The sequence below is a fragment of the Methyloceanibacter caenitepidi genome (assembly GCF_000828475.1).
Taxonomy (GTDB): Bacteria; Pseudomonadota; Alphaproteobacteria; order Rhizobiales; family Methyloligellaceae; genus Methyloceanibacter; species Methyloceanibacter caenitepidi.
Genome location: NZ_AP014648.1, coordinates 1,516,912 through 1,543,776, shown reverse-complemented (window position 1 = coordinate 1,543,776; position 26,865 = coordinate 1,516,912). Strand labels below are relative to the sequence as shown.

Genomic DNA, 26,865 nt, shown 5'->3' with positions numbered 1-26,865 from the left:
ATGGCCACCGAAACGAAGACGATGACCGAGCAGGAACTCGTGAACCTGGTCGACCGGGAATTCGACAACTCGCAAGGCGTTCCCGGCGGGGACATCGCCGCGGAGCGCGCGAAGGCCTGGGACTATTTCCTGTCGAAACTGCTCGGCAACGAGGAGGAAGGACAGAGCAAAGTCGTGACGGCCGACGTCGCCGAAGTGGTCGACTCGATCATGCCGTCGATGCTGCGGATATTCACCACGGCCGACAACGTTGTGAGCTTCGAGCCGGAGGGAGAAGAGGACGAGGAGGCCGCCGAGCAGGAATCCGATTACATCACTCATGTTTTCTTCAAGCGCAATCCGGCGTTCATGACGCTGTTCTTCTGGTTCTTCGACGCGATGGTCCAGAAGAACGGGATCGTCAAGGCCTGGTGGGACGAGAGCGAAGCTCGCAGCCAGGAACGCTATCGCGGTTTGACGGACACGGAGCTTGCGCTTCTCACGGACGACGAGGAGCTCGAGATCGAAGAGCACGAAGAGCGGACGGAACGTGTCACCCAGGACGTCCAGACCGTTATCGGCGTGCTTCCCGTCGAAGTCGAAGAGACCGTTCACGACGTCATCTTCCGGCGCGTGACAAAGAAGGGCCGGACCCGTGTCGCACCGGTGCCGCCTGAGCACTACCGGATCTCGAGGAACGCCCGGTCCTTGGATCCTTGCGATTCCCGCTTTGTCGGCGAGGAGCGCCCCATCACACGCTCCGAGCTCCTCGAGATGGGATTCGACAAGGCCCTAGTAGAGGGTCTGCCGACGGCGCCGGCGGAGACGGAGCAAAATCCGGAAAGCGACGCACGCCGCGACAAGAGCGACGAGCGCGACGAGCCGCAGCCGGATTGGTCCCAAGAAGAGGTCCTGGTTCGGGAAGCCTATATCCGCGTGGATTTCGACGGCGACGGCTATTCCGAGCTTCGGCAGGTCTTCGTGGCCCGCGGCTCGAGTGGCGGCTCGAACACCAACGGCAAGAGCCACATCACAAGCCGGTTTATGTCGCAGGAGGAGGTCGATCGCCAGCCTTACCACGTGATCTCGCCCCATCCGCTGCCGCATAAGCACTTCGGCCGAGCGACGGCCGAAAAGGTGATGGATATCCAGGAAGTCCGGACGACGCTGACGCGGCAGATTCTCGACAACCTGTATCACACGAACAATCCCGGCCATGCCGTTTGGGAAATGGGCATGGGCGACAATACGCTGGACGACCTGCTCACGACGCGGGTCGGCCGCGTGGCGCGTTTCCGTCGGCCGCCGTCGGAATCATACATGCCGATGACGACGCCGTTTACCGCGGCTGCCAGCTTCCCGATGCTCGAGCACTTCGACAAGGAGAAGCGCGATCGGACGGGCGTGAGCTCGGACGGACAGGGCCTGACACCGGACGCCCTCAAGAACATCCAGATCTCGGTCCTGGCGAACCAAATGGACCAGTCGAAGATGAAGATCGAGGCGATCGCCCGGATCTTCGCGGAGACCGGCGTCAAGTCGCTGTTCCTGCATATCCACGAGCTCGAGCTCAAGCACCAGAACAAGGAGCGTCGCGTCAAGCTGCGCAACAAGTGGGTCTCGGTCGATCCGCGTGAGTGGCGTCAGCGCTACGACATGACGGTCAACATCGGGCTTGGGATCGGCACGCGGGAGCAGAACCTGCTGCACCTCGAGTCCATTTGGCAAAAGCAGATCGACGCCATGAAGCACGGCGGCCAGAACCTGCTGGTGAAGCCCCGCAACCTGTTCAACACAGCCGCGGCGATCGTCAAGAACGCGACGATGCAGCCACCGGACAGCTTCTTCTCTGACCCCGGCGACGCGTTGGCGCCGCCCCCGACAGACGAGCAGAAGCAATTTGAGCAGCTGCAGGCTCAGCTCCAGAAGCGGCAGCAGGACCTCGATATGCGCTCGCAGCAGCTCGACATGGCCGATCTCCAGCACAAGCACGACAAGGCAATGCTCGAGCTCGCTCAGAAGCACGAGGAGAGCCAGAACAAGCTCGTTCTCGGCATGGAAGCCCTCAAGAACCAGCTGACCGAGATGGAACTTAAATATGGCCGTGACGTGCCGGGATCCGGGGTGTGATGCCAGACCACAAACCAGATACCGCCAAGCTCACCGAGCAAGCCAATCGGGGCGCACAAGCCTCGGCGATCATCAATCACCCGCTCTTCAACGAGGCTTTCGAGAAGATGGAAGCCCGGATCCTCGAGGGCTGGAAAGAGAGCGCGGCCGAGGATCACGAGGGCCGGCACAACGCCTACCTCATGCAGCGCCTTCTGGCGAACCTGAAGGAGCAATTCGAGCACTGCGTCCGCACCGGTGACGCGGCGTCGAAGCAGCTCCTGCAGATCGAGAAAGAGACCAAGGACAAGGAGAAGCAATCGTGACAGACGGAACCGGAAAGGCCCCACACCAGGGGTCGGAAGGAACACCGAAAGCCGCGGACTCCGTGGGGCTCCTCTACGGCGAGCTCGGCGGGAGCGAGGATCCCGACAAGGGCGAAGATCCGGCAAAAGCCGCCGAACCCGACAAGGTCGACGCTGCCGACGTGGCCGACCCAAAGAAGGGCGACGATCCGGACAAGAGCGAGGGTCCGGACGACTCCGACAAGGGTGAGGATCCCGACGACCCCGACAAGGGCGAGGACCCCGAAAAAGACGAAGATCCAGACAAGGGCGAGGACGACGAGAACACCATCTCGACCTCCGCGCAGCTTGTCGAACACCTTGAGGCCGACCCGGAATGGTTCGAAGGCCTCAAGGTGCCAGTAAAGGTCAACGGTGAACAAGCCGAGGCCTCAATCGGCGATCTGGTGAAATCCTACCAGATCGGAGAAGCGGCAGAGCGCCGCCTGGAAGACGCGAAAGCGAAGGCTCAGTCCATCACCGAGGACGCGGCCGAGAAGAGCAAGCAAGTCGAGGCTACCTACGCCGTCGCGGCCAAGATGCTCGAGACCCTCGAGGACGAGCTGGACCGCGACATCAAGGCGATCGATTGGGACAAACTCCGCGAGGAGGACTCGGCGGAATACGCTGCAAAAAAGGCGGACGTGGCGGAACGCAAGGACCGCCTCAACACCGTCAAGCAGCAGGCCGCAGAATCCTACCAGGAGACTCTGAAACAGGCCAACGACGACCGTATCGCGGCCCTGAAGCAGCACGCCCAAACGGAACACGCAGCCCTGCTCGAGGCGATCCCCGAGTGGAAGGACGCGGAGAAGGCCAAGGCAGGCAAAGTCCAAGTCATCAAATACCTGTCGGACATGGGCTTCTCCGAAAATGAACTTGCGAACATCGTCAACCATCGCGTGCTGGTGATGGCTCGCAATTCCATGCTCTTCGAAGAAAGCCAGAAGAAAGTCTCCACCGCCAAGAAGCGAGTGGCGAAGGTGCCGAAGACCATGAAACCCGGCACCAAGCCTGGAACCCAACCAAAGCCGAAGGACAACGTCGAACTCCTCTACGGGTCGTAAACGCCCACCAGCGGAGACTTGACGTTCGCACGCCCATGCCGGCCACGCCGGCGTGGCGATTCCGCACGTCCTGACGCCTAGCCTGGAGATCAGAAATGGCAACGCTAGGCCAGAGCTACCTCGACCTTATCGACCTCTATAAGCAGCACGACGACGAAGCGCTGCGGCAGACGGCCGTAATCATCGAGATGCTCGCTGAAACAAACCCGATCCTCGACGACGCCATCGCCGTCGAATGCAATCTCGGCGTCAAGCACCGCACCACAATCCGCACCGGACTGCCGTCGGTGACTTGGGGTCAGCTCTATAAGGGCATCAGCCAGTCCAAGGGCGAGACGGCGCAGGTTGACGACACCACCGGCTTCGCCGAGGCCCTGTCCTCGGTCGACACCCGTCTCCTCGACCTGGCGGCCAACCCGAATGCGGTCCGCATGTCGGAGGCTCGGGCGTTCCTCGAGGCCATCAGCCAGGAAGTTGCGTCGCGGATCTTCTACGGCAACGTGGTCACGGATCCGGAGCAGTTCACCGGCCTCGCCCCCCGGTTCAACAGCCTTAGCGCCCCCAACGGCGGTCAGATCGTCGACGCAGGCGGTACCGGCTCCGACAATACGTCGATCTGGATCGTAACCTGGGGTGAGAACCAGACCCACCTGATCTATCCCAAGGGAAGCCGCGCCGGCATCGACCGGAAGGATAAGGGCGAACAGCGCGTTCTCGATGGAGACGGCAATCCTTACTACGTGAAGGAGGAAATGTTCCGCCAGAACGTCGGCCTCTGCGTCCGGGATTGGCGCCAGGTCGTCCGCATCGCCAATATCGACGTGTCCGAGCTGATGGCGGGCAACGTGGATATCTACAAATGGCTGCGGAAGGGCTTCTGGAAGCTCAACAAGCACCGGCTGAGCGGCGGCAAGATCGCGATCTACTGCAACGCGGACGTCTGCGAGGCATTGGACGCGGACTCAACACCGACCACCGGCACCTCGGCCTCCTACGTGCGGCTGCGGCCCGCGGAGGTCGACGGCAAGGAGGTCATGGCCTACCGCACGTTCCCGGTGCGCCAGTGCGACGCCATCCTCGGCACCGAGGCGCGCGTCACCTAAGCCCAGGCTAGTAACGGCGGCCCGGCGATGGCGGGGCCGCCGCCCTTCACTCACATTCAGACCCTTCTTTCAGGAGAAGACCCATGATCCTGTCCAAACAGCAGATGCTTTCGGAGGAACAGGCGATCACCGCGACCGCCCGTTCCACCAACGTGATCGCCTTGGGTTCGCCCGGCACCGTATTGGGTGCACCGGCGGCGCTCGTGCGCGATATCGGCAAGGGCAACCTCTTGCCGCTCTTCATCCAGGTGGATGAGGACTTCGACAACCTCACGTCGCTCGACGTCGCCATCCAGACCGATGACGACGTGGCGTTCGGCTCCGCAAAGACCGTCTTGTCGATGAACTTTCTGCTCGCGTCTCTCGTCGCGGGCTTCCGCTCGCCGATCGTCAATGTGCCGGTCGGTGTCGACGAGGACTATCTGAGCCTCCTCTACACGGTGAACGGCACCAATCCGACCGCCGGCAAGATCACGGCCGGCATTGCGGCCGCTGTCCAGACCAACGACACCGTACCGGGTGCCTAAGCCGGCGTGACAGCCAGAGTTTGACGACTTGATGCGCGGGAGCTCCGGCCCCCGCGCGTTTTTTCATGCCGATTCAACGCAACGGAGACACCCATGACCAAGATCACAGTCCGCTCCAAGAGCAAGCGGTTCGACGGCAGCCAGCTGCGTCCGCCAGGCTGGAAGTTCAACGTCGACAAAGAGCATTTCAATCCGGACACGATGGCACGGCTAGACGAACCGTTCCCGGAGGATGCGACCGAGACCGAGGAGAACGCCAAGGCGGAAGCCGAAGCGAAGGCCAAGGCGGAGGCCGAAGAGAAGGCCAAGGCGGAAGCCGAAGCGAAGGCCAAGGCGGAAGCCGAGGCGAAGGCCAAGGCGGAAGCCGAGGCGAAGGCCCCGCCAAAGAAGCCCGCGAAGTCTCCGGCCAAGAAGCCCGGCAAGTAACCGCACGCCGCGCGCGCGAAAGCCCTCGCGCTGACGGAAGGACGAACGCATGACACTGAAACTTCTCGACCGGGGCGAGGGCCTGATACTCGAGTACTTGGTGAACAAGGGGACGCCGGAGGACCTCGTGCTCCGGCTTTTCAAGAACGATCTCACGCTGCTCGAAGCAACCGACGAAAACGACTTCACGGAAGCCGACTTCACCGGGTATGCGGCACTCACCCTGACCGGCGCCAATTGGACCGTGACGGACGGAGACCCCGCAGTCGCGACCTATGCGGAGCAGGACTTCACCTCGAGCGCCAACCAGACGCAGCAGACGATCTACGGCTACTACCTGACCCGGCTCACGGGCGGCGAAGCCGTGTGGGCGGAACGGCTTCCCACGTCTCAGATCATCCAGAACAACGGCGATCGCATCTCGATTACACCGCGCATTACCGCGCAGGATACGGGCGACTAGCGGACGGAACCTGAACCATGTCGAAGTCCGCCGCTTTGGTGTGGGAGACGACCAGCGACACCGCGTCTCCGTACACGCTGACCAATGTCGCCCGGTCGTTCAATGACGCCTTCGGCACCGGCGGAGCGTCCGTCTTCTACGTGTACATGATAAACCGGCAGGTTCCAGGCGAATGGATGGAAGCGCTCGGACACTTGAGCGCGTCCGACACACTCGTGATCGATGCCGTCCTCGACGGCTCCAACGGGACGTCCGAGCCGACTTGGTCGGCCGGCACGAAGGATGTGACAAGCGATCTCGCGGTCGACGACCGCATAGGCAAGCGTTGGGAGGGGTTTAGGCTCGATCTCCCGGACGTATGTCTCGCTTGCGATGGCCTGACAATCGGCAGCGCATCGTCCGGCGCCACGTCGCGAGCCAACGCCGACACGTGGGCACTGTTCGAGAAATTGTGGGCAGTCGGAAATGCCAACGGCACGCTGGCCATCTACACCAGCGCGGGAGCAGCATCGACCTTCGGCGCCAGTGCCGCGGCGGACTTTGCGGCCAACAAGAGACTCGCATTGCCGGACGTCCTAACGGGAAACAAGCATTCGCGCCCAGCAGACGGCACAAACCTCGACGTCGGCGAAGTGCAGGCCGACGGCGCGCCGGACATCGATGCGACGTTCACGGAGGTGACGGCCTACGGATCCGGCACGGCGACCGGAGCCATGAGCAGGACCAAGGACCTAGAGAACCGGCCGGCCTCCGGCAGCGCCGACGGTCGCTACAGCTACACATTCGCAGCCTCCGCGGATGATCCGACCTATTCCGACAGCGTCGACGAAATCCGCGTGAACGCGATCGGCGTGCTTGTCGGCATCTACTATCGGTGAGGATCATGGCCAGGATCTACAGATATCATCCCGAGACCGGCGCCTACCTATCCGAGTACGACGCCAAGGTTCGCGAAGACGGTTCCCCGATTTTGCCGGAGACGGGCCACCAGAGCCTGACTGGGGTTCCCGCGCCGGAGCCCCAGAAGGGGTATATGCGCGTCTTCGATCGCGCCGCGCAATCGTGGCGTTACGAAGAGAACCACCACAAGCACACCGTCTATGACAAGGAAACCGGCGTCGCGGTCGTGCTGAAGATCGGGAAAACCAGCTACCCGAAATACGGCCCAATTCCGGAGGGTTACACGGCAAAGAAGCCGCCGTCGCGTCACGTGAAGTTCGATCGCCGGGTCGGGGATTGGGTCGAAGACGAAACTCTCAAGGCGCAAGAGCAGAGGCGCGTGTCCGCGGAAGAGGGGGCCTTCCGGCGCATCGCGGGCGCCAAGTCCGACGCGGAAATCACGGCTGCGGACGTTGCCCTCGCTTTGGGTCTTCGCAAGCCGTCCTGACACCTGTGCGTTGTAGGTGGCCAATCTCTGATTGCATGATCGCGGATCAGATGCAAATCTGGCCGAGCATTTACGAACCGTCACAACCAAGACTGGACATGAAGATGCACCTGTTTCGCCTTCTAGGCGCGGCACTGTTTCTTGCTGCGCCGATTTTCCCGGCCGCGGCGCAGACATGCCCGCCGCTCTACGCCAAGGATTTCGACAGGGACGGCATTGTCGTCACCAACGGCACCTACAGAGAAGTTGGCGGTCTCGCGGTTCTTCCCTCTGGAAAGATCATCCTGACCGTGACGGAAAGCGCGGTGAAGGAGGGCAACCCCGATCAGCACGCCGCGATCTATCAGTCCACGGACGGAGGGGATACGTGGTCCTATGTTCGGGACATTGATCCTCCCTCGATGGTGGAGAGTTCCTGGTGGATGCCGAGCTACGATCCGGCTGCGGATCGGCTCTGGTTCATCGGCATGTTCAACAAGAACAACGTCCGCGAGATTCCCTACAACGACCGCGACGCCACTTCGAAAAAGGTGGTCGCAATCGGTTGGCCGCGCCTTCAATACTCCGACGACGAAGGCCAGACGCTCAACGTCTTGCCTCCGGGTTACGCCAACTATCAGCCGACGGCCGCCGACAATCGCAATCCCTTTGGCGGGCTGCACAAGCTGGCCTGGTTCCCCCCGGGGACGACCCGCGTCCGCAATGGCTGGCTCTACGCACCCTATGCGAAGCGCGGCAAGGTCCTGTGGGGCAAGACGTGGGACGACAGCGAAGCCTTCATCCTCAAGTTTCCGCTGAACGCCACGGACGCTCTCGGCAAGATCGAGTTTCTCCCCGGTGGGAATTACGGGATGACGGCGCTGAACCAACTGCCGGATGGATCGAACGCTCCTGGCGGGGACAGCAACGAGGAACCGGCGTTCGACTTCTTCGACGACGGGCGCATCTACGGCGTGTTCCGAAACGACTCTGGTTATCTCGGGGAGTTCAGGATTTCAGCGGACGAGCAGACCGTCACCACGGGCTGGGCACAGCGCGAGGATGGCGCAACGGGGAGACCTGTTCCGCATCCCAGAGCCACGCCGTGGGTCAAGAACACCGGGAACGGTAAGTGGCTCTTAGGGGTCCACAACAACACGTCCGGGGATCTCGGGAAAGGCCGCAACACCTATTGGATCTACACGGGCGAGGAAAGCCAGACCGTACCGGGCAAGATCATCTGGAACAAAGGTCCGAGGGCAATCGTAGCTCAAATGAACATCGAGCGGCGGATGCAGGGACCGGCCCCGATTGAGGTCGGGGACGACTATCTGTTTGTGATGAACGACAAGCATCCCGACCACGACGACGACGTGCGGGTGTTCAAGTTCCCCAAAGACGACATCCTCTGCGATTAGAAGCTGTAGCCCGCGAACGCGATGTCCGATGCGAAGATTTCGGCCACAAGGCCGATTGCATTCGCCTCGGTGAAGGCGTCCGCGTAGCGACTGTCTTCGGTCGTGTTGACGTAGGGGAGAGAAAGAGGCGCCCCAACGACAGACGATGCGAGGGTCAGCATCTCATCCCCTTGGTCTTCGATGCGGAAGATTTTGACCCGCTTCGTGGTTTTGCTCTCCAGCGTGTGGCCGCGCATCTTGCCGATCACATGCGGGTGCTGGACGAAGCCATTGACCGAGCCTTCCGAAACGGCCGGCGCGTGCCACGTCGAGTTGGAGTTCTTGAGCCCGAACTTGTACGCCGAGAACACCCGCGCCCACGGGTTTCGGATTGTCGTGAAGAACACGTAATCGTCCGGGTTGCGCCCGGTCTCTTTCATGCCTGCCTCGATCAGATCGGCCCCGGCGTGGTGGTGCAGCCACGGGGCAGGAGGCGGCGTCTTCGACCTCACGTCGGAGAACGGATCGAGCATCTGACGGATGGACGTGCTGCCGCATCGCGGGTTTGAAATGAAGACGAACCGGTGACGGTCACTAAGCCGCATCGTACTTTGATCCTTCATCCCGCGTCGGCCATGGCTCGAGAAGAGGTCTAATCCGGAGGCAGGCGGTCTGGCAAGGAGGGGCGAGCAATGATCGGCGCATCTGTCGGCCTTAGCACCGGTCTGCCGCTGCCGCGTCCCTCGTATCTGGAATGGGCTTACGTCGGTACCGGCGGCATAGTCATCGATGGGGACGCGCCGTGGAAGGCCGAAGTCCACCGCACCGGTTCTGGTGGCGTCGGCGGCGGCGGCACCGCACCCTGGCATATTGAGATCCACCATACACCGACAGCCGGCGCCCTGTTGGGCGGCTCCGCCCCATGGCAAATCGACATCCATCACGTACCGGCAGGCGGTGCAGTACTGAATGGCCAAGCCGCGCAAGGTTTCGCTTACGTACCGCAAGGCGGCCTTGCGATCGCGGGCATCGCCCCGTGGCATGTGGAGATCCATCACGTGCCGAGCGGCGGTCTCCTCGCCAGCGGGACACTGGCCACGTTTCACCCTGGATATGCGTACACGGGCGCCGGCAGCCTTCGCGTTTTCGGCGCTTCGTGGATCGCGCGGGCACAAGCGCCGAATCCATGGTCGGATCAAGACGAGCAGTCGGACATCTGGACCGAGCAATCACAGAAGCAAACCACGTGGCAGTGAGCGATGGCTATCGGCACCTACGACGAACTGAAGAACAAGATCGAGTCCACGCTCGACCGCGACGACCTCGTGGACGATATCCCGGACTTCATACTGCTTGCCGAAGAGGACCACGCAGACCGCATTCGGATCCGTGAAATGCTCGCCCGCTCTCAGGCGACGTTGAACGACGAGACGGGCCGCTACATCGCCGTGCCGCCACGTTTCGTCGAAATGGAGACGCTGAGGCTCCTCACGACGCCGCGCATCACGAAAGTGAAGTACTGCAATCTTGCGACAATGGACGAGCTGCGCCAGGAAACGCCGGGGCGTCCCTCAAGGTTCACAGTGCACGAAGAGGTCGAGTTCGACCGCCCTCCGGACACCGAATATACCGCGGAAATGATCTTCTACGCGTCGCCGACGCCATTGTCGGAGGAGAACCAGAGCAATGTGCTGCTGGTCCGCTCTCCGGGCGCCTATCTCTACGGGTCGCTGCTCCATGCCGCCCCCTTCTTGGATAACGATGAGCGGATCCCGACCTGGCGCGACTTTTACGAAGGCATTGTCGATCGCCTCAACATGGCCACCCAGCGCGCCCGCCATTCCGGCCCGCTGCTCTCCCGCGTGGCCGGAGCAACTCCGTAACCCACGATGCCCGTATTTCAGTTTGGAGCCCTCCTGCCGGACCACGCACCGACGGGCAACCCCGGCGTGATCGCGGTACGCGGCGCCCTGCCCGGTCCGAGCGGCTACATACCCTACAGGCAATTCGCGCCATCCACGGAGGCGATCGGCGGGCGGCCTCTCGGCGCGATCGCGGCGATCGACCAAAGCGGCGTGCCCTTCCAATACGCCGGCGACGCCGACCACCTCTACGAGAATGTCGACGGGACGTGGCTTGTTCGATCCGCGGGATCCGGCGGCTCCAGCACACCGGCGATCTATACAACGGCACCCGACGAGCACTGGGAATTCGCCGTTTGGAAAAACAAGGTCTTGGGGACGAACTACTCGGATTCCCCGCAGCAGATCACGTTCGGCGATACGGAGTACACTCAGCTCACGGCTGCATTGCGGGCACGGCGGATTGCCGTGATCCGCGACTTTGTGGTTTTCGCGAACACGTTCGACAGCACCGACGGCGAAGTGCCGTCGCGAGTCCGATGGAGCGCCTTCAACGACGAGACGGATTATACCGTTTCGCCGGCGACGCTTTCGGACTTCCAGGACCTGAAGATATCGAAGATCCAGCGGGTCTTCGGAGGCGAGTACGGGGTGATCCTTCAGCCCGACCGGGTGTGGCGCATGTCCTTTGTGGGCGCGCCGGTCGTTTTCCAATTCGACGAGGTGCTCGACGGCGTCGGCCTGATCGCCCCCCGCGCGGCCGCGCGCGCCGGGGGTATCGTGTACTTCTGGTCGAACCAGGGCCTTTACGCGCTCGAGCAGGGCATTCGTCCCGTACCTATCGGCGCGGACCAGGTCGATGAGTTTCTAAAGCAGGACCTCGACCAGAATTACTTGCACCGCATCAGCTGCGTCGCCGATCCCACGAGCCAGCGCGTGGCCTGGCTATATCCTGGATCCGGTTCGACCCTCGGGCGTCCAAACCGAATGGCGATCTTCGATCGCGTGCGGCGCAGATGGACCATTCTGGACGAGCCCGCGGAGCTGCTTTGGCCCGGCGCGGGGCGCAACATCACGCTCGACGCGGCGGCGACGGATACAGACCCCGATACGCTTGACGACGAACTCGAAAATATCTCCTTCGACGATCCCCGCTGGATCGGTGGCACGCCCGGTCTGGCGGCATTCGATCACAGCTATCGCAGCGGATTCTTCGACGGTGCAACCAGGACCGCTCGCATCGATAGTGCCGAGTATGAGTTCAACGACGGCGCCCGCACGAAGATCCGGGGCTTCCGCGCGCTTGTGAACGGCGGGTCGGTCACGGCCCAAATCGGGACCCGCAATTCGCTTGCGGACGATGTGGTCTGGGGCCCGATTCTGAACCCGCGTAGCGAGGGGCGGTTCACGCAGCGTTCGAACGCGAGATATCACCGTTTCCGCTTCCACCTGAGCGGCGATTGGCGTCACGCGATCGGCTTCGAGATCAACCCGAAAGACATCAAGCGAGGCGAGCAACGTGGTTGATCGAACAACGAAGCCGCACGTCCCGCTCGAGAACCCGAACGACGTCGAACATCGGCGCCAGCTCGCGCAGAGGGCAAACGCCTCCTTTCCGAAGGACGGCTCGGAGGGCATGCGTGCGCCACTGCGGCTGTTTCCGGTGACCGTCGCGGATCTGAGCACAGACGTTTACGCGCCGTCGCTTTGGGCGGAATCGCTCGTCTTCGTGAGCGACGGCTCGGCGGGCCAAAAGCTCCGTTACAGCGACGGCAATACCTGGATCATACTTGGATAAGGGCACGAACAATGGGCCTGCTTGACATACTCGGCGGTGGCAGCGAACCGGCCGGCACAATCGACACGACCGGAACCACGAGCCAGAAAACCTCCAGCAGGTCCAGGTCGTCGACGCAAACGGACGTGCCAGATTTTCTGAAGTCGCTCCTCTATGGAAGTGCGTCCACGGGCGCCGGCGCTCTCAACAAGCTGCGCCGTTTGTCGAACGGAGACCTCGTAGCCGATTTCACCGACGACCAGCTCGCCGGGTTCGACCTGGCACGCGGTTTCGGCGGGTCCGAGCCCTATAGTACGGCCCTCGACACCATCCTTGGCACAGCCCGCGGCGACTATCTGTTCGGGGGCGATGCGTTCGATGCTGCAGTCGACGCGTCGGTCCGTGCGGCCCAACCACATATCCTGTCGACGTTCGGCGCTGCGGGACGCGGCACAGGCGGACTTGCGCAAACGGCGATCGCCAGGGCGGCGACCGACGCCTTTGCGGAACAGTACGGAACTGAACGCGGCCGACAGGTGCAGGCGGCGTCGCTCCTGCCCGAGCTCGGCCTGCTGCCGATCGACCTGCTGCTGCAGACAGGCGCGGCCCAGCAAGGACAGGCGCAGCGGGAAATCACCGCGCCGATCGCGGCCCAACAAGATCTGTTCCGGACCGCGCTCGGCGGACTGCCGATCGCCAGCCTGCTCGGCCAGACGTCGACAGGCAGCCAGACGGGCACCTCGAGCGGGACCACGAGCCAGCAGCAGCCGTATTTCGAGAACGAGGCCGCAAGCGGCTTGGGGCTGGCCCTTAGCGGCCTCGGTCTCGCCAGCGGTCTCGGCAGCACTTTGTTTGGCGCCGAAGCACTCTCGGGCGGCCTTTTGGGACTTCTTGGAAATGGCTGACGACATCAACTTCGGTCTTCTCAGCGACGCGTTGGGCGACCCGCTGCTCAACTTGGGTCTCGGGATCCTGGCAGCGAGCGGGCCATCGGCCGCGCCCGTGTCGACAGGCCAGGCGATCGGGGCCGGTGTTGGTCAGGCAAACCGCGCCGTCCAACTGAGCCAGCAGAACCAGCTCGTCCGCGACCGTATCGTCGACAACCAGCGCAAGCGCGAAGCCCAGGCGAAGCTCAAGGAACTGCTCCCCGGAGAGCTCAGCCTCTTGGCCGACATCGCGCCGGACCAGGTGGCGCAGGGGCTCGTCTCCCGCGCGTTCCCTTCCGAGCGGACCGCACCGCCGGAGCTGCGGCTTCTGGAAGCCATGGGCATCGACCCAAGGAGCCCTGAGGGCCAGGAAATTCTTCTTTCGAAGCTGCAGGGCGGATCGACGCGCGACATACTCAACCAGCTGCAGGTTCGGGGGCTGCTCAACGAGGAGGTCGCCCAGCGTGTCGCCCTCGAAGACACGGCGATTTCCGCCAATGCCGGCATCAACGCGCTCGAGACGATCAAGGCCATTCCAGGCGCCGACATCTTCCTGACCAATCCCGACCTGATCCATACGACGCGCCAGGCCCTGGCCGTCGGCGAGCTCGACCCGACCGGGATCCTGAAGGGGCTTCCGAGCAAGGTCAGTGGCATTCCCCAAGACCAGCTCAGCACGGCCCTGAACGCGGCGGAGACCGTCGAGAAGCAGCGTAACGCGCTCGGCCAGGGTCTGAGCACCCAGGCAGGCGCCGCCGGACTCCGGTCCCGGCTCCTGTCTCTCGGCCAGGGAGCCGGGCTGGACGTTCAGCTCGAGGTGTTCGGCCAGGCGCTCGATCGCGCGAAGCGGCAGCTCGCCGGAACCAGCAGCGCAATCGACGTCCAAGGGTTCGGCGACAAAGGCACAGACGCGAAGAGCCATGCGAAGCCGCCGCCCACAGCCCGGCAAATCGCGGCACGGCGGACAAAGAAGCCGGCCGAGCAGAGCACTGAAATAGGTCTCCGGACCGCCGGCGGCATGATCCCGCCAGCCGCGGTTCGATTCCTGAAGGACAACGCCGACGATCCGGCCGTGCGAGAGCAATTCCGCTCCAAGTACGGCCACGACCCCGAGGCGTTTCTGAGGTAGCAATGGCAAACGTCTTCGACCAGTTCGATAAGGCCGCCGGGCCGACCGGCAAATCGGGCGCCAATGTGTTCGACCGGTTCGATACGGGCGCCCCGCCGTCCAGCGCGTCCAAAGGCGCGAGCGGAACCGAAGTGGATCTGGCGTTGGCGCCGCCGCAGGGCGGCTTCGAGTCGCTCCCGCCCCCCCAAGAGCCGGAGCAACCGGGCCGCGGGCCGATGGAGGCATTCGGCCGCGCCGCGCTCGACCGGTTCGTGAATAACATTCTCGCCGTTCCGGCCGTCGCCGGCGACGCTGTGCGGGATAATCCCTTCCGCTTCATGCCAGGCGTGGGAGCCGCTGGCGACGGTGTCAGGGCGTTTTACGGCGCCGCCACTGGCAGACGCCCCGGGCCGGTCATACCCGGCTCGACGCCTCGCGTGACCATGCAGGACATGCGCGCAGGCCTCGACGTGGCCGGCCAGGTGCCAGACATGGTGGTGACGGCGGATCCGAATGTGGGCGACCGTTTCATGCAGGCGAAAGCCAACCAAGAAGCGGCCGACGCGCAGCTGGCCGAGCAACACCCGATCGCGACCACCGCCGGCGGGATCGCCGGCGACATCGGGACGATCGTCACCGGGCGGCTTCCGCTCGCCCGCGGCATCACGGCGGCTGAGAAGGTCGTGACCGCTGCACCGGCCGCCTCGAAGCTCATGGCGCCTGGAGCGGCGCGGACCTTCAAGCGCGTGCTCGAGTCCAAGCCCGTGAAGCGGCTCGCCCGTGGGCTCGGCCGATCTGCCGAGACCGGCCTCGAGGGTGCGACGCTTTCGATCCTGCAGGGGGGCGACCCTCTCGAGACCGCCGCATTCGCCGCGGGCGGCCAGGCCGCCGGATCGCTCGCATTGACTCTCGGCAAGGTCCCGCTGACCGCCAAGGGCCTCGTCGCGACGGCCGCCGGCATCACGGCCCTTATCCAGATGACGAAGTCCGTGGTGCCCGGCGGTCACAACTACATCCTCGAGTCGACCGAGGAGGCGTTCAACCACATCAAGCACACGGTGATCGTGGGCGCCCTCGCCGGCATCGCCGGCGCGGGCCGGCTGCGCGGTGCGAAACTCTCCGAGGAGCTCCCCAAGTTGACGGACGCCATCGCCAGCATTCCCCGCGGCGCGTCGGTGTCGCTGATCAAGGATCTGACCGCGGAGCGGGAGCGCGGAGAGAGCGTGATTGAGCCCGTGGTCGGCGCCCTGGCAACAAACCCGGAGCTCTTCACACCGAACGAGCAGCGCCAGCTCGAGCGCGCGATGAAGAGCGAGAAGATCTCGCTGGGGCAAACCATCGCCAAGATGCGCAAACGGTCTGCCTTCGAAGCCAAGGTCAACACGCTGACCGGAGATTAGAATGAGTAATGTTTCGGAGTGGGCGGTCGCCGCCGGCAACAACGACGCCTCGCCGCCCGATGGGGCGCCCGAAGGCATGGCGCGCTCGGCCGTGAACGACGTCATGCGCGAAATGATGGCCGCGCTGGCGCGCTGGTACCAGGACACGCGACCAAGCTCGCTTGTCACGGCCGGTACGGGCAACGCGTACACGCTTACGACGAACCAGGGCCACACGACGCTGACCGACATACCGGTCACCTCGTTTCGCGTGGACCGCGCGAACACGGGCGCCGCGACCCTCAATATCGACGGCCTTGGGGCGAAGCCCTGGAAGAAACGCGCGGGGCTTGCCTATGCTTCGGGCGGCCTCATTCCCGACCAGCTCGTGACCGTTGCCTACAACGCCACCGCGGATCGTTTCGAGACGGTCGGCGGGCAGAGTGGAGAGTTCGATTCCGGGGCAGAGATGCTATTCATGGCGGAGCCAGTGCAGGCCGGATGGCTGAAGGACGAGACGGCGAACCTGGACGACACGGCTCTGCGTCTAACGACCGGGTCGCCCGGTTCCCGCACCGATCAATCGAGTTTTTCGACCGTCTTTGCAAGAACCAAGACGGATGGCCATGCGCTCACCGAGTCGCAACTAGCGACCCACGACCACCCCATAGTCTCGAGCGCCTTCAACGTCAGGATAAAAGGCGAAAGCAATCGGTACCTTCCTTTCCGCAACTCGAGCGGAACGGGCGCGTCGGCGTGGTTCGAATTTGCCGCCTGCGATGCCGGTGGCGGCATAAGTCGCGTAAATGGGTGGGCGCCGAGCGTCGACGTCGGCCAGTTGACCATTGATGCGACCAGCACGAACAACGCTGGCGCGGGCGGTGTCCACGATCACGACATGGATATTCGCGTGAACTACCACGACGCCTACAAGGGCATAAAGGAATAGCCGTGGTCACCGAAGCCAAGATCGAAAAACCGGACGGGCCGGACGACGAGTTTTGCCCGCGCTGGCAGAGGCCGTGCTCGGAAGTCTGCAAGACCTGCCACTTTTGGATGAAGGTCAAGAGCCACGACGAGAAGGGCAAGCTGAAGTCGATCGGCTACGCGTGCGCGGACCTGGTCGCGGCCGCGGGCATACTCAACACCGCGGCGGAGGTGCGCTCAGCCGTGATCGCAACACAAGAGGTCAACAACCGCGTCGTGGATCTGCACAACGGCATGGCCCGGCCGAATATGCAGATCGTCGAGCAGCTGAAGCCGATCCTGCAGGCTGCGGGCGGGATCGCGCCCATCGCGGCCCCGCGCGAAGATCCGAAACTCATCGGGAGGGCCCCGGCCGCGATCGTCCGCGACGAGTACGCAGAAGACGGGGTCGAAACGACTCCGGTCGAGCCGGGCCCTCCGGAGAAGGACCATGACAAGACAGATCCAGACGGCGGCGCTCCCTGACCGGCTGGCCCGCGTCCAGGCACAGAGGCGCGCCCGCAATCCGGAGCGCGCAAAAACCATGATGCAAAATCTCGACAAGGCGGCCGAACAGATGAGCGTGACGAAGCTGATTGCCGCCGGCGCCACGGGGTCAATCCTCGGCGGCAGCGCCGGCGCGATCGATCCGGAGTTCGTGGGCAGCTGGCTCGGCGTCGCCGGCCAGGGCCTCATGGTCCTGACCAGCTTTGTGACCCTCGTCGGAACGGCGGTCTTCTGGTGGCGCAAAATCGCCCGCATGGGGCACCGGACGGCCGACGACGCGAAGTCAGACAGGGACGCAGAAGACGCGTCCTGAGGCCGCTGTGCGGCTCTGAACTGCCATTTTTGAGGGACTAGACCCCAACAGCCATTTCTGAAGCCCAGCCCGCCCTCGAGGCGGGCTTTTTCATGCCTGGAGCCACTCATGAAGGCCGACACCGTGCTTCCCCCCGATTGGATGCCAGACGCAAGCCCGCAGCGAATCCATGTCCATTGGACCGCCGGCGCGCACGAAGCCACGAGCTTCGACAAGCGGCACTATCACTTCCTGATCGAGGGCGACGGCGACCTCGAACGCGGCTACCCGACCGTTGCGGACAACGATCCGCCGCTGCGCTCCGGATACGCGGCCCACACCCTCCACGCCAACAGCCGGGCGATCGGCGTGTCCATGTGCGGTATGCACGGCGCCCGCGAACGTCCCTTCCACGCCGGGAAGTACCCGCTGACGCCACTCCAGTGGGACAAGATGGTCCGGGTCGTGGCCGAGCTCTGCAAGCGCTACGGCATCCCCGTGACCCGCAAGACGGTCCTGACCCATGCTGAGGTCGAGGACAATCTCCACATCTCCCAGCGCGGCAAATGGGACATCACCCGCCTGCCGTTCGATGCGGAGATCGTGGGCGCGCGCGCCGTGGGCGACAAACTCCGGGCTGACGTCTCTGATCGCCTGGCACCAAAGCCGGAGAACCCGATGGAAATCGTGGATCCCACCGGCGAGCCATTGGATCCTCTGCTTGTGGCACCCGTTCCGGGCGATCGGCCCGCCACGGCCGTCGCCATGCTGCGGGCGCTCGGGATCTCCCGCATCGCCGCGATCGGCCTCGTCGGCGGTTTCCAGCAGGAGGCCTTTCCGGATCTGAACACCGCCGCGGTCGGCGACAACGGCGAGTCCATCGGGGTCCCGCAATGGCGCGGATCTCGCCGGACCGCCTTCCTGCAGTTCTGCCGCGAGACCGGACGTGACTGGCGAGATCTCGAGGCGCAGATGCGCTTCGTCGTCCACGAGCTCGAGACCACGGAGAAGACGGCCGCCAACCTACTCGAGGGCGCCGTGTGGCCCTACTCGGCCGCCATCGGCGCGATCGCCTTCGAGCGTCCGCGCGGCTGGTCGTTCCTCTACCCGCAGGGCGGGCACGGCTGGAGCAACCGGCTCAACTACGCCATCGCGCTCGACGCGCGCTTGCCGCGCTAACCATTCGCCGCACCGAGGCGGCGGATCCTTCGGCCGGAGGCCCGGCCACTCATGACAAACAGGAGAAGTTCATGCGCTCAATTCTGCTCGCGGTTCTCGCCGTGTGCCTGCTCCCCACCGCCGTCCTGGCGGCCGACACCGTGACCGTCCCTTGGGGCGATTGGGCCGTAGCGGCTGTAGACACCGCCGTGCCCTTGATCCTGACCGGCATCGGCGTCGTCTGGACCTGGTTCGTCGCCCCCAACATGCCTGCCTGGCTGAAGGCCGCGTACGGCGAAAAGCTGCAGCACAATTTCGAAGCGTTGGCCAACCGGGCCGTTCTGTCGGCTGTAGCCCAGGTGAAGGGGGCAGCGCTCGGACAGCGGCTCGAGATCCCCGTGTCCAATGAGGTCCTGCGAACGGCGATCCAGTACGCCGTCGATCAGGCGCCAATGCTCGTCAGTTGGGCGACGGGCGGCGATCCGTCCAAGCTGGTCAAGATGATCCTCGCGCGGATGACCGAGTACGACCTGCTCGAGGCCGATTTCAATCTCGGGGACTACCTCAAGAACGTCATCGCGCGCTGACGCGTGCCCCGGCCTCTCCGTTGCCCGCGGGGAGGCCTCTCCCTTTTCTGCAGGAGCTGCGCCATGAAGACCGCCATCGCGATCGTCGTGTTCGCGTGCCTTCCCTCCGCGCCGTTCGACGCGTTCGACCCGCACCGCGTGAACGCGGTCGAGCACTTCGTCGAGCAGCACAGCGACGTGTGCTGGGCGGAAGCGCCGGAGCCGATCGAGGGACCGTCCACGGTCGAGGAATGCAACCGAGGCGCCCTGTTCTTCTTCATGCCGGGCTGGATCCCGCGCCATCCGGACCGTGTCTATCTCGGTGCCAGGTGCGTCGCGCGGCCTTCCGGACCATCCCACGACGATTTCAGGCCAAAGGTGATCCCATGACAAAGCCCACGCCCATCAAGAATGCCGACGCCTGCGCCGCGGCGATCGCCGATATCGGCGGCATCGATCGCGATCTCGCCGAGATCCAGAAGGATCTCGACACGAAGGTCGCCGTGCTGAAGAAGGAAGCCGAGGACAAGGCCGCACCGCTGACCACGAAGCGCGAGGAGCTCGCCGCCGGCGTCGAAACCTACTGCACGGCGAACCGCGCTGCCCTGACCGATTCCGGCAAGCGCAAGTTCGGCGAATTCCCGACAGGCAAGGTCAGCTGGCGCAAGGGCGCCGACAAGCTCGAAATCGACAAGACCAGGCTCGACAAGATCATCGAAGCGCTGAAGGGTAAGAAGCTCGCTCGCTTCCTGCGCGTGAAGACCGAGATCGACGCCAACGCGATCAAGAAGGATCCCGCCAAGATCAAGGGTATTCGCGGCCTGAAGATCGTGCCGGGCGCCGAGTCCTTCTCAATCGAACCGACCGAGCTTCCCCTCACGGAGAAGCCGGCCGCGAAGGTGGCTTAGAGCTTCGGCCGCACGGTCACGCCACACACTTCGATCGAGGGGAGTTTCAAACGATCTGGGGGCAAGAAGAAGAGTTGTCCCGCCGACTCTTCGGCCTCGCGCGCGACAGCGCGCTCCAAGTCGCGATAGGTGCTGTAGTCCACCACGACCTCGACAACAGGACACAGCCCCTTGTTACCAACACGCGATGCCTCGACGCACGTTGCCAATTCTCTAATGGCATCGATTAGTGGCGTCATGGTCACCCCTTCTCGGCGATCAGGTCGAGGTTGCCGACAATGTCTCCAGCTTCCCCGTTTAGATACATCAGCTGCACGACGAGCTCCTGGAGAATGAACTCCATCCGCTCGTCCTTCCGCTTCGCCTCGACGCTCCGACGAAACTCGTCCACTTTGGCGCGCACGAACTGCTGTGTCGATTCGCTCATCTGCTTTCCCTTTCCCGGTTGAAACTTTCCCCTAGACAGACACGGCGATCTTGAGCAGCCATTCGTGCCGATGCACGAGCGTCGGACCTCCGTATTTCGGCCGCGGGAACTTGTGGCCCTTGAGATCCGCGTCGATTCGATCCGGCGCATTCGCCGTTAGAAGCCGGTCCGCGAATGAATGCCGCAGACTGTACAGCGAGTGCTTGTCGGTCGGCAGCAGGCCGTTCTCCTCCAAGAAGCTGTTGACCGCGGCCGACAGCGCCGTGGGGCTGTTCCGGTAGCGCGGGAAGCCTTCCGGGTTCCGCTGCATTGCCTCGAGCGCGCAGCCGATCAGCGGCATGTCCCGCTGCGAGTAAGGCGTCTTCAACAGCCGCCGTCCCTTGCCGCCGCGGATCTTCACGTGGGGAACGAACACGTCCTCCTCCGGCCAATGCTCCGGCTTCTCGAGGATGATGTCCTGCGGGAGCAGTCCGCAGACCTCGCTCGGCCGCATCCCCTCCTCCACCATCACCAGCACCATGTCCCGCGCTTGATCGTTCAAGCCGTCGAGCGCGCCCGCGCGCAGGATCTTCTCCCGGATCCATTTCGTGGTGAAGGACACCCCCTGCTCCGAATCGCTTTCGTCCAGGCCGAGCCCTTTGAATGGCTCCCCCAGCTCCAGCTCGAGGGCCTCCGCGACGGTCCGCAGAATCTTGGCCACCTGGCCCATCTGCTTGTTTCCGGTGTGGCCCTTGATCTCCCCCGCCTCGACGCGCTCGATGTACCAGTCCCGGAAGGCGAGCGCGTCCGCCCGCGTGATCTCGGTGACTACCTTGTCCTCCTCGAGACAGGCGATGAAGTTCTTGACCGATGCCTTGCGTTGGTTTTTCCAGCGCTTCAGCTGGTCCGGCGCGTAGCGCTGTTGCGTGTCTCGGGTAAGGTCGAAAAACTTATCGAGTGCCTCGGAGAGCTTAAGCTTGGGCTTCTCGACGCCGCCCAAAAGAGCCATGGCGGTCTGGCCGTCCATGATTCCGCTCTCTTCGACGCGGCGCAGGCGCTTGTCGATATCCGCCCAGGATCCTTGCGCGAGCTCGGCCGCGCTGCGGTATTGGAAGCCTGCGAGCCGAGCGAGCTCCACGGCCGCGTTATAGGCCGCGTCGGCGTCGTCGGTCCTGCCTTCGCGCCTGGCGCGCCACGAGGCCTCGACCTCGGCGGCGACGCCCGCCTTGCGCCGCTCGGCCTCGCGCTTGTCGCTGGTCCCCAGCGGGATCTTCACGAAGGCCTTCCCGACGGCCTCGGAAAAGAGCTTCGGCACGCGCCGGTAATAGTACCAGCGGCCGCCGAACTGCTTCAGGTGTGAAGGCATGCGGCGCCCATCCCCCGTGTTAGACGCGCCCCGCCGCCAGGGACGTCCGATAGGTGAATGTGGCCTCCTTTGTGGCCTGATTTGTGGCCCGTTTCAGAAGATTCGGCAAGCCGGAAAACCCCGCAATTCCTCACTTTTTCCAAAGTTTCAGCGCCTTGGGCGCTTCCGTCCGGAGGGGTGCTGGTACCGCTGACTGGATTCGAACCAGTGACCTCTTGATCCACAATCAAGCGCTCTAACCAACTGAGCTACAGCGGCACATCTGCCTTCCGGCGGACGGACCGGCTTTGGCGCCGGCATCTCGGAGCAGTCGCCGGGCGGGCCCCTAGACTGGACCCTTGGCCGGGCCCTAAGGGCAGCTTTTAAGGGCAGGCCTTTGCGCTTGCAAGCAAGCCCGCATCACCTTCGCAACATGCCGGGAGGCGCAGATTTCACGACAGGGGCGGAAAATCAAGAGCCCCCAAAAATAAACCGAAAATAAAAGGCCCGGGGAACGGCCCGGGCCTCAAAAGTGACAACGCAATACGCGACTGACAAACGCTACTACACGCGACTTCTTGCTACTGGATTAGGCTTGATACGCAAGCTACCCGACGCGGGACTCGGTTACGCTACTCATACTTGGCCACGCGAGGCGGCGGCACCCGGCTTAAGAGGCCTTGCGCACCGTCTCGAAAGACTTGGTCATTTGATCCTTGAGCGGACCGGAGGTGTCGCTCGCAATCTTCTTGGTCAGCTCCTGGATCTCCGTCGCCTGACCCGCGAACACCTCGAACTGGTTGCGGATGTAGGACGACTGCAGCTCGACAATCTCGGCAAGGGTCTTGGCGCCTGCCAAGCTCTTGGCGTAGTCGAAACCCGAATTCAGATTGCGCTGCGCGATGTCGATCAGCTTGCGGTTAAAGGCCGTGGCGCCCTGGCCCGCCGCATCGAAGGAGCGCTCCAGCGCATCGATCGATTCGTCGAGTGCTTCCTTGCCACGCTCGTATGCCTCGCGAGTCTGATTGACGGTGTTTTCCGCCATCGAGCGCACGCTCTCGGGCACTTCGGCATCGAATTTCAGGGCGTCGAATTCCTTGGCGGCGGTCTCGAATGACTCCGTCATTTTCTCCACGGTTTCCGCGGGTGTCTGGGGCAGTTCTGAAGTCTCGGCCATGGGGGCACCTCTCCGTTGTTTTCCTCAATTCGCCAGTGATGGGAATGGACTCGGATTAAACTCTCAGCCGCCGTATTTGTTGCACTGCACTATATTTTGTGCGCCGCGCTGATTCAAGTGACAGAGCCGTCAAAAATGGCTTTGTTTGCCGGCGCTGGACGAATTCCTTGCTTTCGGCCTATGTATCGAATCCAATTGACCTAAATTTAGTGGTTGAGTCGATCCGACGCCGCTAAACAGGCACCATTTGGCTGGGCAGCAATGCACATCAAATGTGCGCAGGACGTGCTCAGGAAGGGTCTCACCGGGGCGGATCATGACCGACCTCAGGCTGCAAAATCGGATAGGACAGGACGACCGGGAAGCGCTTGAGCACATCGCGCGCGCGCTCGAGGGCCGGGTTCTGTCCGGCCCTGCCTCGGTCGGCGAACCTGCCAACGTGAATGGCGAGAACGTCGGCGGCAGTCTTCCCGTGCCCCCAGCCAACGACGCGCGCGCGGACGAGCCTGAGGGCACGCCGCAGCTCGACCCGGCGGGCGTCGCGGCCTTGATCGAAGCCATGCCGGCCGCGATCGGCATTCTCAAGGGCGATGCCCTCAACTCCCTCAACAGCGCCTTCGCCTATGCGTTCGGCTATCGCTCGCCGGCCGAGCTGATCGAAGCGGGCGGCCTCGACGCGATCCTGCCTGGCGGGGTGGCCGACTTGCGGGGACACAAGCCGTACGAACCGGCCAGCGGCATCGCGGCCGTCTCCCGGTCGCGGCGGCGCCTGAGCGTGACCTTCATGCTGACCCCGCTCGATCAGGGCGGGCAGCTGCAGCTCCTGCGTCTGGTCGATCCCTCCGATCTCGAACCCGAGCCGCCCGCCCCCGAGGCTGAGACCGAGACGGGCACCGAAGCGGCAACCGCCCCGGAACCTCAGGCCTCCGAACCCGCGCCACCGGCCGCGCCGCTTGCCCTGGCTGCGCCGCCCGCCGAGTGCCCGCACGAGACAGCGCCGGTGCAGGCGGCGACAGACACGACCGTTGCCAAGGACAGGACCGGCGAGGCGGATACAGCCGCCGCCGTAGCGGCCGCGTTGCGCGAGCGGACCCGCGAAGCCGCGGCACGGCAGTTCGACTTCCTCGCCAAGGTCAGCCACGAGGTGCGGACGCCGCTCAATTCGATCATCGGCTTCGCCGAGCTGATGCTGCACGAGCGCTTCGGCCCGATCGGCAACTCCCGATACAAGGGCTATGCGGAAGACATTCACCAGAGCGGCCTGTACGCGCTCAGCCTGCTCAATGACCTGCTCGACATTTCGAAGATCGAAGCCGGAAAGTTCGAACTCGACTTCACCTCGGTCGACGTGGCCGAGGTGGTGGATGTGTGCGTCGCAAGCCTGCAGCCGCTCGCCAAGCGGAACCGGATCGTGCTGCGCACCTCGTTCGCCGACGACCTGCCCCTCGTGCTGGCCGACCCAAGGCGCTTGCGGCAAATCCTGCTCAACCTCCTCACCAACGCCATCAAGTTCACGCGCGAGGGCGGACAAGTCATCGTCTCCGGAACGATGGTCGAGAACGAATTGCGCCTGCGCGTTCGCGACAGCGGCGTCGGCATGAGCGAGAACGACATCGCCTACGCAATGCAGCCCTTCCACCAGTTGGACACCTCACCCCGGCACCAATCGGGGACAGGTCTCGGCCTTCCGCTGACCAAGGCGTTGACCGACGCGATTCGCGCGCGGCTGGAGCTCACGAGCGAGCCCGGCGTCGGTACTTCGGCCGACGTGATTTTCCCCAAGGAACGCCTGTTCCGACGCTAGCGGCGAAGCGACGCGCCCCAACGTCCACGACCACGACCGGGCGGCAAACTTGCTCTCCCGCAGCCAGATGACGGGTCTGCATTACAAGAACAAACCGTCAGGTATGGAGGCTTTTTCTTGCGAATACTTAGTTCTTTGAATTCTTCTAAATCCAAGCTTTGGTTTAGAAGGCTTCTAAGTTCCGTTTCATTTACATAATCTTATTGACACCCGCCAGTCCGGCAGCTTTAAGCGAATATATGTGTCCCCGGCGTGCTCCGGGGAGAGGTACCACTGTCCGATACCAGGGCCTTGAACCCTGGCCATTGGAGGATTGAATGCGCTGGACATTTGCGTGCGCGGCCACCGCCGCGGCACTTCTCGTTACTTCCGCTACTCACATCCCGGCCCGCGCCGAAGCGCCCGGCGAAGTGAACATCTACTCTTACCGGCAACCCTATCTGATCGAACCGCTGCTCGAAGAGTTCAGCGCCGAGACCGGTATCAAGACCAATGTCATCTTCGCCGAGAAGGGCCTGATCGAACGCATCCAGGCCGAGGGGCGCAACAGCCCCGCCGACCTGTTGCTGACAACCGACATCGGCAATCTCAGCCAGGCTGTCGCATCGGGCATTTCACAGCCCGTGACGTCTGCGACGATCGATGAGTCGATCCCCGCGTCTTACCGCGGCACCGACGACGAATGGATCGGACTGACGCGGCGCGCCCGTGTGGTCTACGCCTCGAAGGACCGGGTCGAGCAGAACAGCATCACCTACGAGGAACTCGCCGACCCGAAATGGCGCGGCAAGATCTGCATCCGCTCCGGCCAGCACCCCTACAACGTCGCGCTCGTCGCTTCGATGATCGCGCATCTTGGACCCGACGAGACCGAAACGTGGCTGCGCGGCGTCAAAGCCAACCTCGCCCGCAAGCCCGCCGGCAACGACCGCCTTCAGGTGAAGGGCGTCTACGCGGGCGAATGCGATCTTGCGATCGGCAACACCTACTACATGGGCAAGATGCTGACCGACGAGGACCATCCCGAGCAGAAGGAGTGGGCCGAGTCCGTGAAGATGCTCTTCCCGAACACGAACGGCCGCGGCACGCATGTGAATGTCTCCGGCGTCGTCTTGGCGAAGAACGCGCCGAACAAGGACAACGCGCTCAAGCTGATCGAATTTCTGGCCTCGGACACGGGTCAGAACATGTACGCGGAAGTGAACCACGAATACCCGACCAAGGACGGCGTTCCGTGGTCGGACCTTGTCGAGTCCTGGGGAACGTTCAAGGCGGATCCAATATCGCTGAACGAGATCGCCGAACTGCGTAAGGCGGCAAGTGAGATGATCGACAAAGTCGGCTTTGACGACGGGCCGAGCTCATAAGGGGGCGGCAATGAGCTTTCAACCACGATTCACCAACCACCAAGAAACACGAGGCGAAGTCCACGCCTTCTCCGGGCCCGAATGGCTCGTGGGCGTCGGCTTCCGCTGCTGGCTCGCCGGGTATGATACCGGCGACATCACCTGCTGGGAGAACGGCTGGAACACCTTCAACCGGGTTCTCGGTTCGGCGCGGGCGAAACGCGCCGTCACCGAGCTTGCCTGTTGGGTGCGCGCGACGCGCGCCGCTGCCTCCCGCAAGATCGAGTACAACGCGCTCGACAGCAGACGCTTCTGCGCCGACGAATGCATGGCCATGTCACTGATCGCCGCGTCGCAGCACCATCGCTGCCCGGCCATGCAGGCCTGCGCGCTTGCGCTGACGGGATCGGACACGGTCGACCCGGTCATCGATGCCGCCAACGCCTTCGCCGACGCGCTCGATGAAGCGGATTACCGGCTCAACCAGGAGATCGTGGCCGCGCTGGTCGCCTCCGAGGCCCGCCACGGAGGCACGCTCTCTGTCCCGCGCTGATCTG

At 63.6% G+C, this 26,865-nt stretch carries 32 protein-coding genes and 1 tRNA gene; 27 read left to right on the top strand and 6 right to left on the bottom strand.

The genetic code is table 11. The features are described 5' to 3' along the window. The 10 genes from GL4_RS07095 (at position 1) to GL4_RS07050 (ending at position 8,802) form a co-directional block, all read left to right on the top strand. Complete coding sequence (locus tag GL4_RS07095) at positions 1-2,109, top strand: portal protein (RefSeq protein ID WP_045366089.1); 2,109 nt, start codon at positions 1-3, stop codon at positions 2,107-2,109. Further along, positions 2,109-2,414 (top strand): hypothetical protein, encoded by a 306-nt coding sequence (locus GL4_RS07090; protein WP_045366086.1) that lies wholly within the window; start codon positions 2,109-2,111, stop codon positions 2,412-2,414. Before GL4_RS07095 ends, GL4_RS07090 begins: the two co-directional genes overlap by 1 nt. Next, positions 2,411-3,499: a hypothetical protein gene (locus GL4_RS07085; protein WP_045366078.1), complete on the top strand. Its 1,089-nt coding sequence runs from the start codon at positions 2,411-2,413 to the stop codon at positions 3,497-3,499. Before GL4_RS07090 ends, GL4_RS07085 begins: the two co-directional genes overlap by 4 nt. 95 nt (positions 3,500-3,594) lie before the next feature. Then, entirely contained in the window at positions 3,595-4,602 is a 1,008-nt protein-coding gene (locus GL4_RS07080) for a major capsid protein (RefSeq protein ID WP_045366075.1), read from the top strand. Positions 4,603-4,685: 83 nt separating this feature from the next. Next, positions 4,686-5,129 carry a Bbp16 family capsid cement protein gene (locus GL4_RS07075; protein ID WP_045366072.1) on the top strand — a complete coding sequence of 148 codons (444 nt, stop codon included), beginning with the start codon at positions 4,686-4,688 and terminating at the stop codon, positions 5,127-5,129. 93 nt (positions 5,130-5,222) lie between these two features. Further along, the gene (locus GL4_RS07070; RefSeq protein ID WP_045366069.1) at positions 5,223-5,555 is read left to right on the top strand and encodes a hypothetical protein; all 333 of its coding nucleotides are present in this window, start codon (positions 5,223-5,225) and stop codon (positions 5,553-5,555) included. Positions 5,556-5,604: 49 nt separating this feature from the next. After that, positions 5,605-6,018: a hypothetical protein gene (locus GL4_RS07065; RefSeq protein WP_045366066.1), complete on the top strand. Its 414-nt coding sequence runs from the start codon at positions 5,605-5,607 to the stop codon at positions 6,016-6,018. Positions 6,019-6,035: 17 nt separating this feature from the next. Continuing rightward, positions 6,036-6,896, top strand: coding sequence for a hypothetical protein (locus GL4_RS07060; protein ID WP_045366063.1), 861 nt, complete (start codon positions 6,036-6,038; stop codon positions 6,894-6,896). Between the two features lie 5 nt (positions 6,897-6,901). Continuing rightward, on the top strand, positions 6,902-7,405 hold the full coding sequence (locus tag GL4_RS07055) for a hypothetical protein (RefSeq protein WP_045366060.1): 504 nt from the start codon (positions 6,902-6,904) through the stop codon (positions 7,403-7,405). 98 nt (positions 7,406-7,503) lie between these two features. Further along, complete coding sequence (locus GL4_RS07050) at positions 7,504-8,802, top strand: sialidase family protein (RefSeq protein ID WP_172653316.1); 1,299 nt, start codon at positions 7,504-7,506, stop codon at positions 8,800-8,802. Here GL4_RS07050 and GL4_RS17740 read toward each other — a convergent pair. Beyond that, positions 8,799-9,386, bottom strand: coding sequence for a sulfotransferase family protein (locus GL4_RS17740; protein WP_172653315.1), 588 nt, complete (start codon positions 9,384-9,386; stop codon positions 8,799-8,801). The two genes, GL4_RS07050 and GL4_RS17740, sit on opposite strands and share 4 nt — an antisense overlap. Positions 9,387-9,473: 87 nt before the next feature. On the opposite strand from GL4_RS17740, the gene GL4_RS17735 reads away from it, so the two are divergent. The 14 genes from GL4_RS17735 (at position 9,474) to GL4_RS16660 (ending at position 20,230) form a co-directional block, all read left to right on the top strand. Further along, positions 9,474-10,037 (top strand): hypothetical protein, encoded by a 564-nt coding sequence (locus GL4_RS17735; protein WP_045366050.1) that lies wholly within the window; start codon positions 9,474-9,476, stop codon positions 10,035-10,037. A gap of 3 nt (positions 10,038-10,040) precedes the next feature. Next, on the top strand, positions 10,041-10,664 hold the full coding sequence (locus tag GL4_RS16665) for a phage adaptor protein (RefSeq protein ID WP_052464211.1): 624 nt from the start codon (positions 10,041-10,043) through the stop codon (positions 10,662-10,664). Positions 10,665-10,670: 6 nt separating this feature from the next. Then, positions 10,671-12,170 carry a hypothetical protein gene (locus GL4_RS07030; RefSeq protein ID WP_045366047.1) on the top strand — a complete coding sequence of 500 codons (1,500 nt, stop codon included), beginning with the start codon at positions 10,671-10,673 and terminating at the stop codon, positions 12,168-12,170. Beyond that, the gene (locus tag GL4_RS07025; protein ID WP_045366045.1) at positions 12,163-12,441 is read left to right on the top strand and encodes a hypothetical protein; all 279 of its coding nucleotides are present in this window, start codon (positions 12,163-12,165) and stop codon (positions 12,439-12,441) included. Before GL4_RS07030 ends, GL4_RS07025 begins: the two co-directional genes overlap by 8 nt. 11 nt (positions 12,442-12,452) lie before the next feature. After that, positions 12,453-13,325 (top strand): hypothetical protein, encoded by an 873-nt coding sequence (locus GL4_RS07020; protein WP_045366042.1) that lies wholly within the window; start codon positions 12,453-12,455, stop codon positions 13,323-13,325. Further along, complete coding sequence (locus GL4_RS07015) at positions 13,318-14,475, top strand: hypothetical protein (protein ID WP_045366039.1); 1,158 nt, start codon at positions 13,318-13,320, stop codon at positions 14,473-14,475. Before GL4_RS07020 ends, GL4_RS07015 begins: the two co-directional genes overlap by 8 nt. A gap of 2 nt (positions 14,476-14,477) precedes the next feature. Continuing rightward, a complete protein-coding gene (locus GL4_RS07010; protein ID WP_045366036.1) occupies positions 14,478-15,854 on the top strand; it encodes a hypothetical protein in 1,377 nt (458 codons plus the stop codon). 1 nt (position 15,855) lies between these two features. After that, positions 15,856-16,782 carry a hypothetical protein gene (locus GL4_RS07005; protein ID WP_045366034.1) on the top strand — a complete coding sequence of 309 codons (927 nt, stop codon included), beginning with the start codon at positions 15,856-15,858 and terminating at the stop codon, positions 16,780-16,782. 2 nt (positions 16,783-16,784) lie between these two features. After that, on the top strand, positions 16,785-17,285 hold the full coding sequence (locus GL4_RS07000; RefSeq protein ID WP_045366032.1) for a hypothetical protein: 501 nt from the start codon (positions 16,785-16,787) through the stop codon (positions 17,283-17,285). Beyond that, positions 17,251-17,619: a hypothetical protein gene (locus tag GL4_RS06995; protein WP_156137430.1), complete on the top strand. Its 369-nt coding sequence runs from the start codon at positions 17,251-17,253 to the stop codon at positions 17,617-17,619. The genes GL4_RS07000 and GL4_RS06995 overlap by 35 nt, the downstream gene beginning before the upstream one ends. A 108-nt stretch (positions 17,620-17,727) precedes the next feature. Then, positions 17,728-18,777 carry a phage tail tip lysozyme gene (locus tag GL4_RS17165; RefSeq protein ID WP_082025543.1) on the top strand — a complete coding sequence of 350 codons (1,050 nt, stop codon included), beginning with the start codon at positions 17,728-17,730 and terminating at the stop codon, positions 18,775-18,777. Positions 18,778-18,848: 71 nt separating this feature from the next. Next, on the top strand, positions 18,849-19,343 hold the full coding sequence (locus tag GL4_RS06985) for a hypothetical protein (protein ID WP_045366026.1): 495 nt from the start codon (positions 18,849-18,851) through the stop codon (positions 19,341-19,343). 63 nt (positions 19,344-19,406) lie between these two features. Continuing rightward, positions 19,407-19,712, top strand: a complete 306-nt coding sequence (locus GL4_RS17730; RefSeq protein ID WP_045366024.1) for a hypothetical protein — start codon at positions 19,407-19,409, stop codon at positions 19,710-19,712. Continuing rightward, positions 19,709-20,230, top strand: a complete 522-nt coding sequence (locus GL4_RS16660; RefSeq protein WP_052464210.1) for a host-nuclease inhibitor Gam family protein — start codon at positions 19,709-19,711, stop codon at positions 20,228-20,230. The genes GL4_RS17730 and GL4_RS16660 overlap by 4 nt, the downstream gene beginning before the upstream one ends. Here GL4_RS16660 and GL4_RS06970 read toward each other — a convergent pair. From GL4_RS06970 to GL4_RS06950, 5 genes are all read right to left on the bottom strand, one after another. Next, positions 20,227-20,469: a hypothetical protein gene (locus tag GL4_RS06970; protein WP_045366021.1), complete on the bottom strand. Its 243-nt coding sequence runs from the start codon at positions 20,467-20,469 to the stop codon at positions 20,227-20,229. The two genes, GL4_RS16660 and GL4_RS06970, sit on opposite strands and share 4 nt — an antisense overlap. Positions 20,470-20,471: 2 nt before the next feature. Further along, complete coding sequence (locus GL4_RS06965) at positions 20,472-20,657, bottom strand: hypothetical protein (RefSeq protein WP_045366018.1); 186 nt, start codon at positions 20,655-20,657, stop codon at positions 20,472-20,474. 31 nt (positions 20,658-20,688) lie between these two features. Beyond that, positions 20,689-22,002, bottom strand: a complete 1,314-nt coding sequence (locus GL4_RS06960) for a DUF6538 domain-containing protein (RefSeq protein WP_045366015.1) — start codon at positions 22,000-22,002, stop codon at positions 20,689-20,691. A 181-nt stretch (positions 22,003-22,183) separates the two neighbouring features. Then, positions 22,184-22,260, bottom strand: a tRNA-His gene (locus tag GL4_RS06955). Positions 22,261-22,651: 391 nt separating this feature from the next. Next, positions 22,652-23,158, bottom strand: coding sequence for a phasin (locus GL4_RS06950; RefSeq protein ID WP_052464209.1), 507 nt, complete (start codon positions 23,156-23,158; stop codon positions 22,652-22,654). Between the two features lie 316 nt (positions 23,159-23,474). Here GL4_RS06950 and GL4_RS17825 point away from each other — a divergent pair, with 316 nt between their 5' ends. The 3 genes from GL4_RS17825 (at position 23,475) to GL4_RS17725 (ending at position 26,861) form a co-directional block, all read left to right on the top strand. Then, on the top strand, positions 23,475-24,962 hold the full coding sequence (locus GL4_RS17825) for a sensor histidine kinase (protein WP_045366012.1): 1,488 nt from the start codon (positions 23,475-23,477) through the stop codon (positions 24,960-24,962). Between the two features lie 317 nt (positions 24,963-25,279). Beyond that, the gene (locus tag GL4_RS06940; protein ID WP_045366009.1) at positions 25,280-26,329 is read left to right on the top strand and encodes a Fe(3+) ABC transporter substrate-binding protein; all 1,050 of its coding nucleotides are present in this window, start codon (positions 25,280-25,282) and stop codon (positions 26,327-26,329) included. A 10-nt stretch (positions 26,330-26,339) separates the two neighbouring features. After that, on the top strand, positions 26,340-26,861 hold the full coding sequence (locus GL4_RS17725) for a hypothetical protein (RefSeq protein ID WP_052464208.1): 522 nt from the start codon (positions 26,340-26,342) through the stop codon (positions 26,859-26,861). The last annotated feature ends 4 nt before the right edge of the window (positions 26,862-26,865 follow it).

What these genes read in the sequence shown, in the direction of transcription:
- GL4_RS06970 (WP_045366021.1), bottom strand. Translation starts at nt 20,469, where the DNA reads ATGACGCCACTAATCGATGCCATTAGAGAATTGGCAACGTGCGTCGAG.
- GL4_RS07055 (WP_045366060.1), top strand. Translation starts at nt 6,902, where the DNA reads ATGGCCAGGATCTACAGATATCATCCCGAGACCGGCGCCTACCTATCC.
- GL4_RS07065 (WP_045366066.1), top strand. Translation starts at nt 5,605, where the DNA reads ATGACACTGAAACTTCTCGACCGGGGCGAGGGCCTGATACTCGAGTAC.
- GL4_RS17725 (WP_052464208.1), top strand. Translation starts at nt 26,340, where the DNA reads ATGAGCTTTCAACCACGATTCACCAACCACCAAGAAACACGAGGCGAA.
- GL4_RS07015 (WP_045366039.1), top strand. Translation starts at nt 13,318, where the DNA reads ATGGCTGACGACATCAACTTCGGTCTTCTCAGCGACGCGTTGGGCGAC.
- GL4_RS06985 (WP_045366026.1), top strand. Translation starts at nt 18,849, where the DNA reads ATGCGCTCAATTCTGCTCGCGGTTCTCGCCGTGTGCCTGCTCCCCACC.
- GL4_RS06940 (WP_045366009.1), top strand. Translation starts at nt 25,280, where the DNA reads ATGCGCTGGACATTTGCGTGCGCGGCCACCGCCGCGGCACTTCTCGTT.
- GL4_RS17730 (WP_045366024.1), top strand. Translation starts at nt 19,407, where the DNA reads ATGAAGACCGCCATCGCGATCGTCGTGTTCGCGTGCCTTCCCTCCGCG.
- GL4_RS07060 (WP_045366063.1), top strand. Translation starts at nt 6,036, where the DNA reads ATGTCGAAGTCCGCCGCTTTGGTGTGGGAGACGACCAGCGACACCGCG.
- GL4_RS17740 (WP_172653315.1), bottom strand. Translation starts at nt 9,386, where the DNA reads ATGCGGCTTAGTGACCGTCACCGGTTCGTCTTCATTTCAAACCCGCGA.
- GL4_RS06995 (WP_156137430.1), top strand. Translation starts at nt 17,251, where the DNA reads ATGACAAGACAGATCCAGACGGCGGCGCTCCCTGACCGGCTGGCCCGC.
- GL4_RS07050 (WP_172653316.1), top strand. Translation starts at nt 7,504, where the DNA reads ATGAAGATGCACCTGTTTCGCCTTCTAGGCGCGGCACTGTTTCTTGCT.
- GL4_RS17165 (WP_082025543.1), top strand. Translation starts at nt 17,728, where the DNA reads ATGAAGGCCGACACCGTGCTTCCCCCCGATTGGATGCCAGACGCAAGC.
- GL4_RS07075 (WP_045366072.1), top strand. Translation starts at nt 4,686, where the DNA reads ATGATCCTGTCCAAACAGCAGATGCTTTCGGAGGAACAGGCGATCACC.
- GL4_RS07090 (WP_045366086.1), top strand. Translation starts at nt 2,109, where the DNA reads ATGCCAGACCACAAACCAGATACCGCCAAGCTCACCGAGCAAGCCAAT.
- GL4_RS16660 (WP_052464210.1), top strand. Translation starts at nt 19,709, where the DNA reads ATGACAAAGCCCACGCCCATCAAGAATGCCGACGCCTGCGCCGCGGCG.
- GL4_RS07070 (WP_045366069.1), top strand. Translation starts at nt 5,223, where the DNA reads ATGACCAAGATCACAGTCCGCTCCAAGAGCAAGCGGTTCGACGGCAGC.
- GL4_RS07005 (WP_045366034.1), top strand. Translation starts at nt 15,856, where the DNA reads ATGAGTAATGTTTCGGAGTGGGCGGTCGCCGCCGGCAACAACGACGCC.
- GL4_RS06950 (WP_052464209.1), bottom strand. Translation starts at nt 23,158, where the DNA reads ATGGCCGAGACTTCAGAACTGCCCCAGACACCCGCGGAAACCGTGGAG.
- GL4_RS07010 (WP_045366036.1), top strand. Translation starts at nt 14,478, where the DNA reads ATGGCAAACGTCTTCGACCAGTTCGATAAGGCCGCCGGGCCGACCGGC.
- GL4_RS07020 (WP_045366042.1), top strand. Translation starts at nt 12,453, where the DNA reads ATGGGCCTGCTTGACATACTCGGCGGTGGCAGCGAACCGGCCGGCACA.
- GL4_RS07030 (WP_045366047.1), top strand. Translation starts at nt 10,671, where the DNA reads ATGCCCGTATTTCAGTTTGGAGCCCTCCTGCCGGACCACGCACCGACG.
- GL4_RS16665 (WP_052464211.1), top strand. Translation starts at nt 10,041, where the DNA reads ATGGCTATCGGCACCTACGACGAACTGAAGAACAAGATCGAGTCCACG.
- GL4_RS17825 (WP_045366012.1), top strand. Translation starts at nt 23,475, where the DNA reads ATGACCGACCTCAGGCTGCAAAATCGGATAGGACAGGACGACCGGGAA.
- GL4_RS07080 (WP_045366075.1), top strand. Translation starts at nt 3,595, where the DNA reads ATGGCAACGCTAGGCCAGAGCTACCTCGACCTTATCGACCTCTATAAG.
- GL4_RS17735 (WP_045366050.1), top strand. Translation starts at nt 9,474, where the DNA reads ATGATCGGCGCATCTGTCGGCCTTAGCACCGGTCTGCCGCTGCCGCGT.
- GL4_RS07095 (WP_045366089.1), top strand. Translation starts at nt 1, where the DNA reads ATGGCCACCGAAACGAAGACGATGACCGAGCAGGAACTCGTGAACCTG.
- GL4_RS06965 (WP_045366018.1), bottom strand. Translation starts at nt 20,657, where the DNA reads ATGAGCGAATCGACACAGCAGTTCGTGCGCGCCAAAGTGGACGAGTTT.
- GL4_RS06960 (WP_045366015.1), bottom strand. Translation starts at nt 22,002, where the DNA reads ATGCCTTCACACCTGAAGCAGTTCGGCGGCCGCTGGTACTATTACCGG.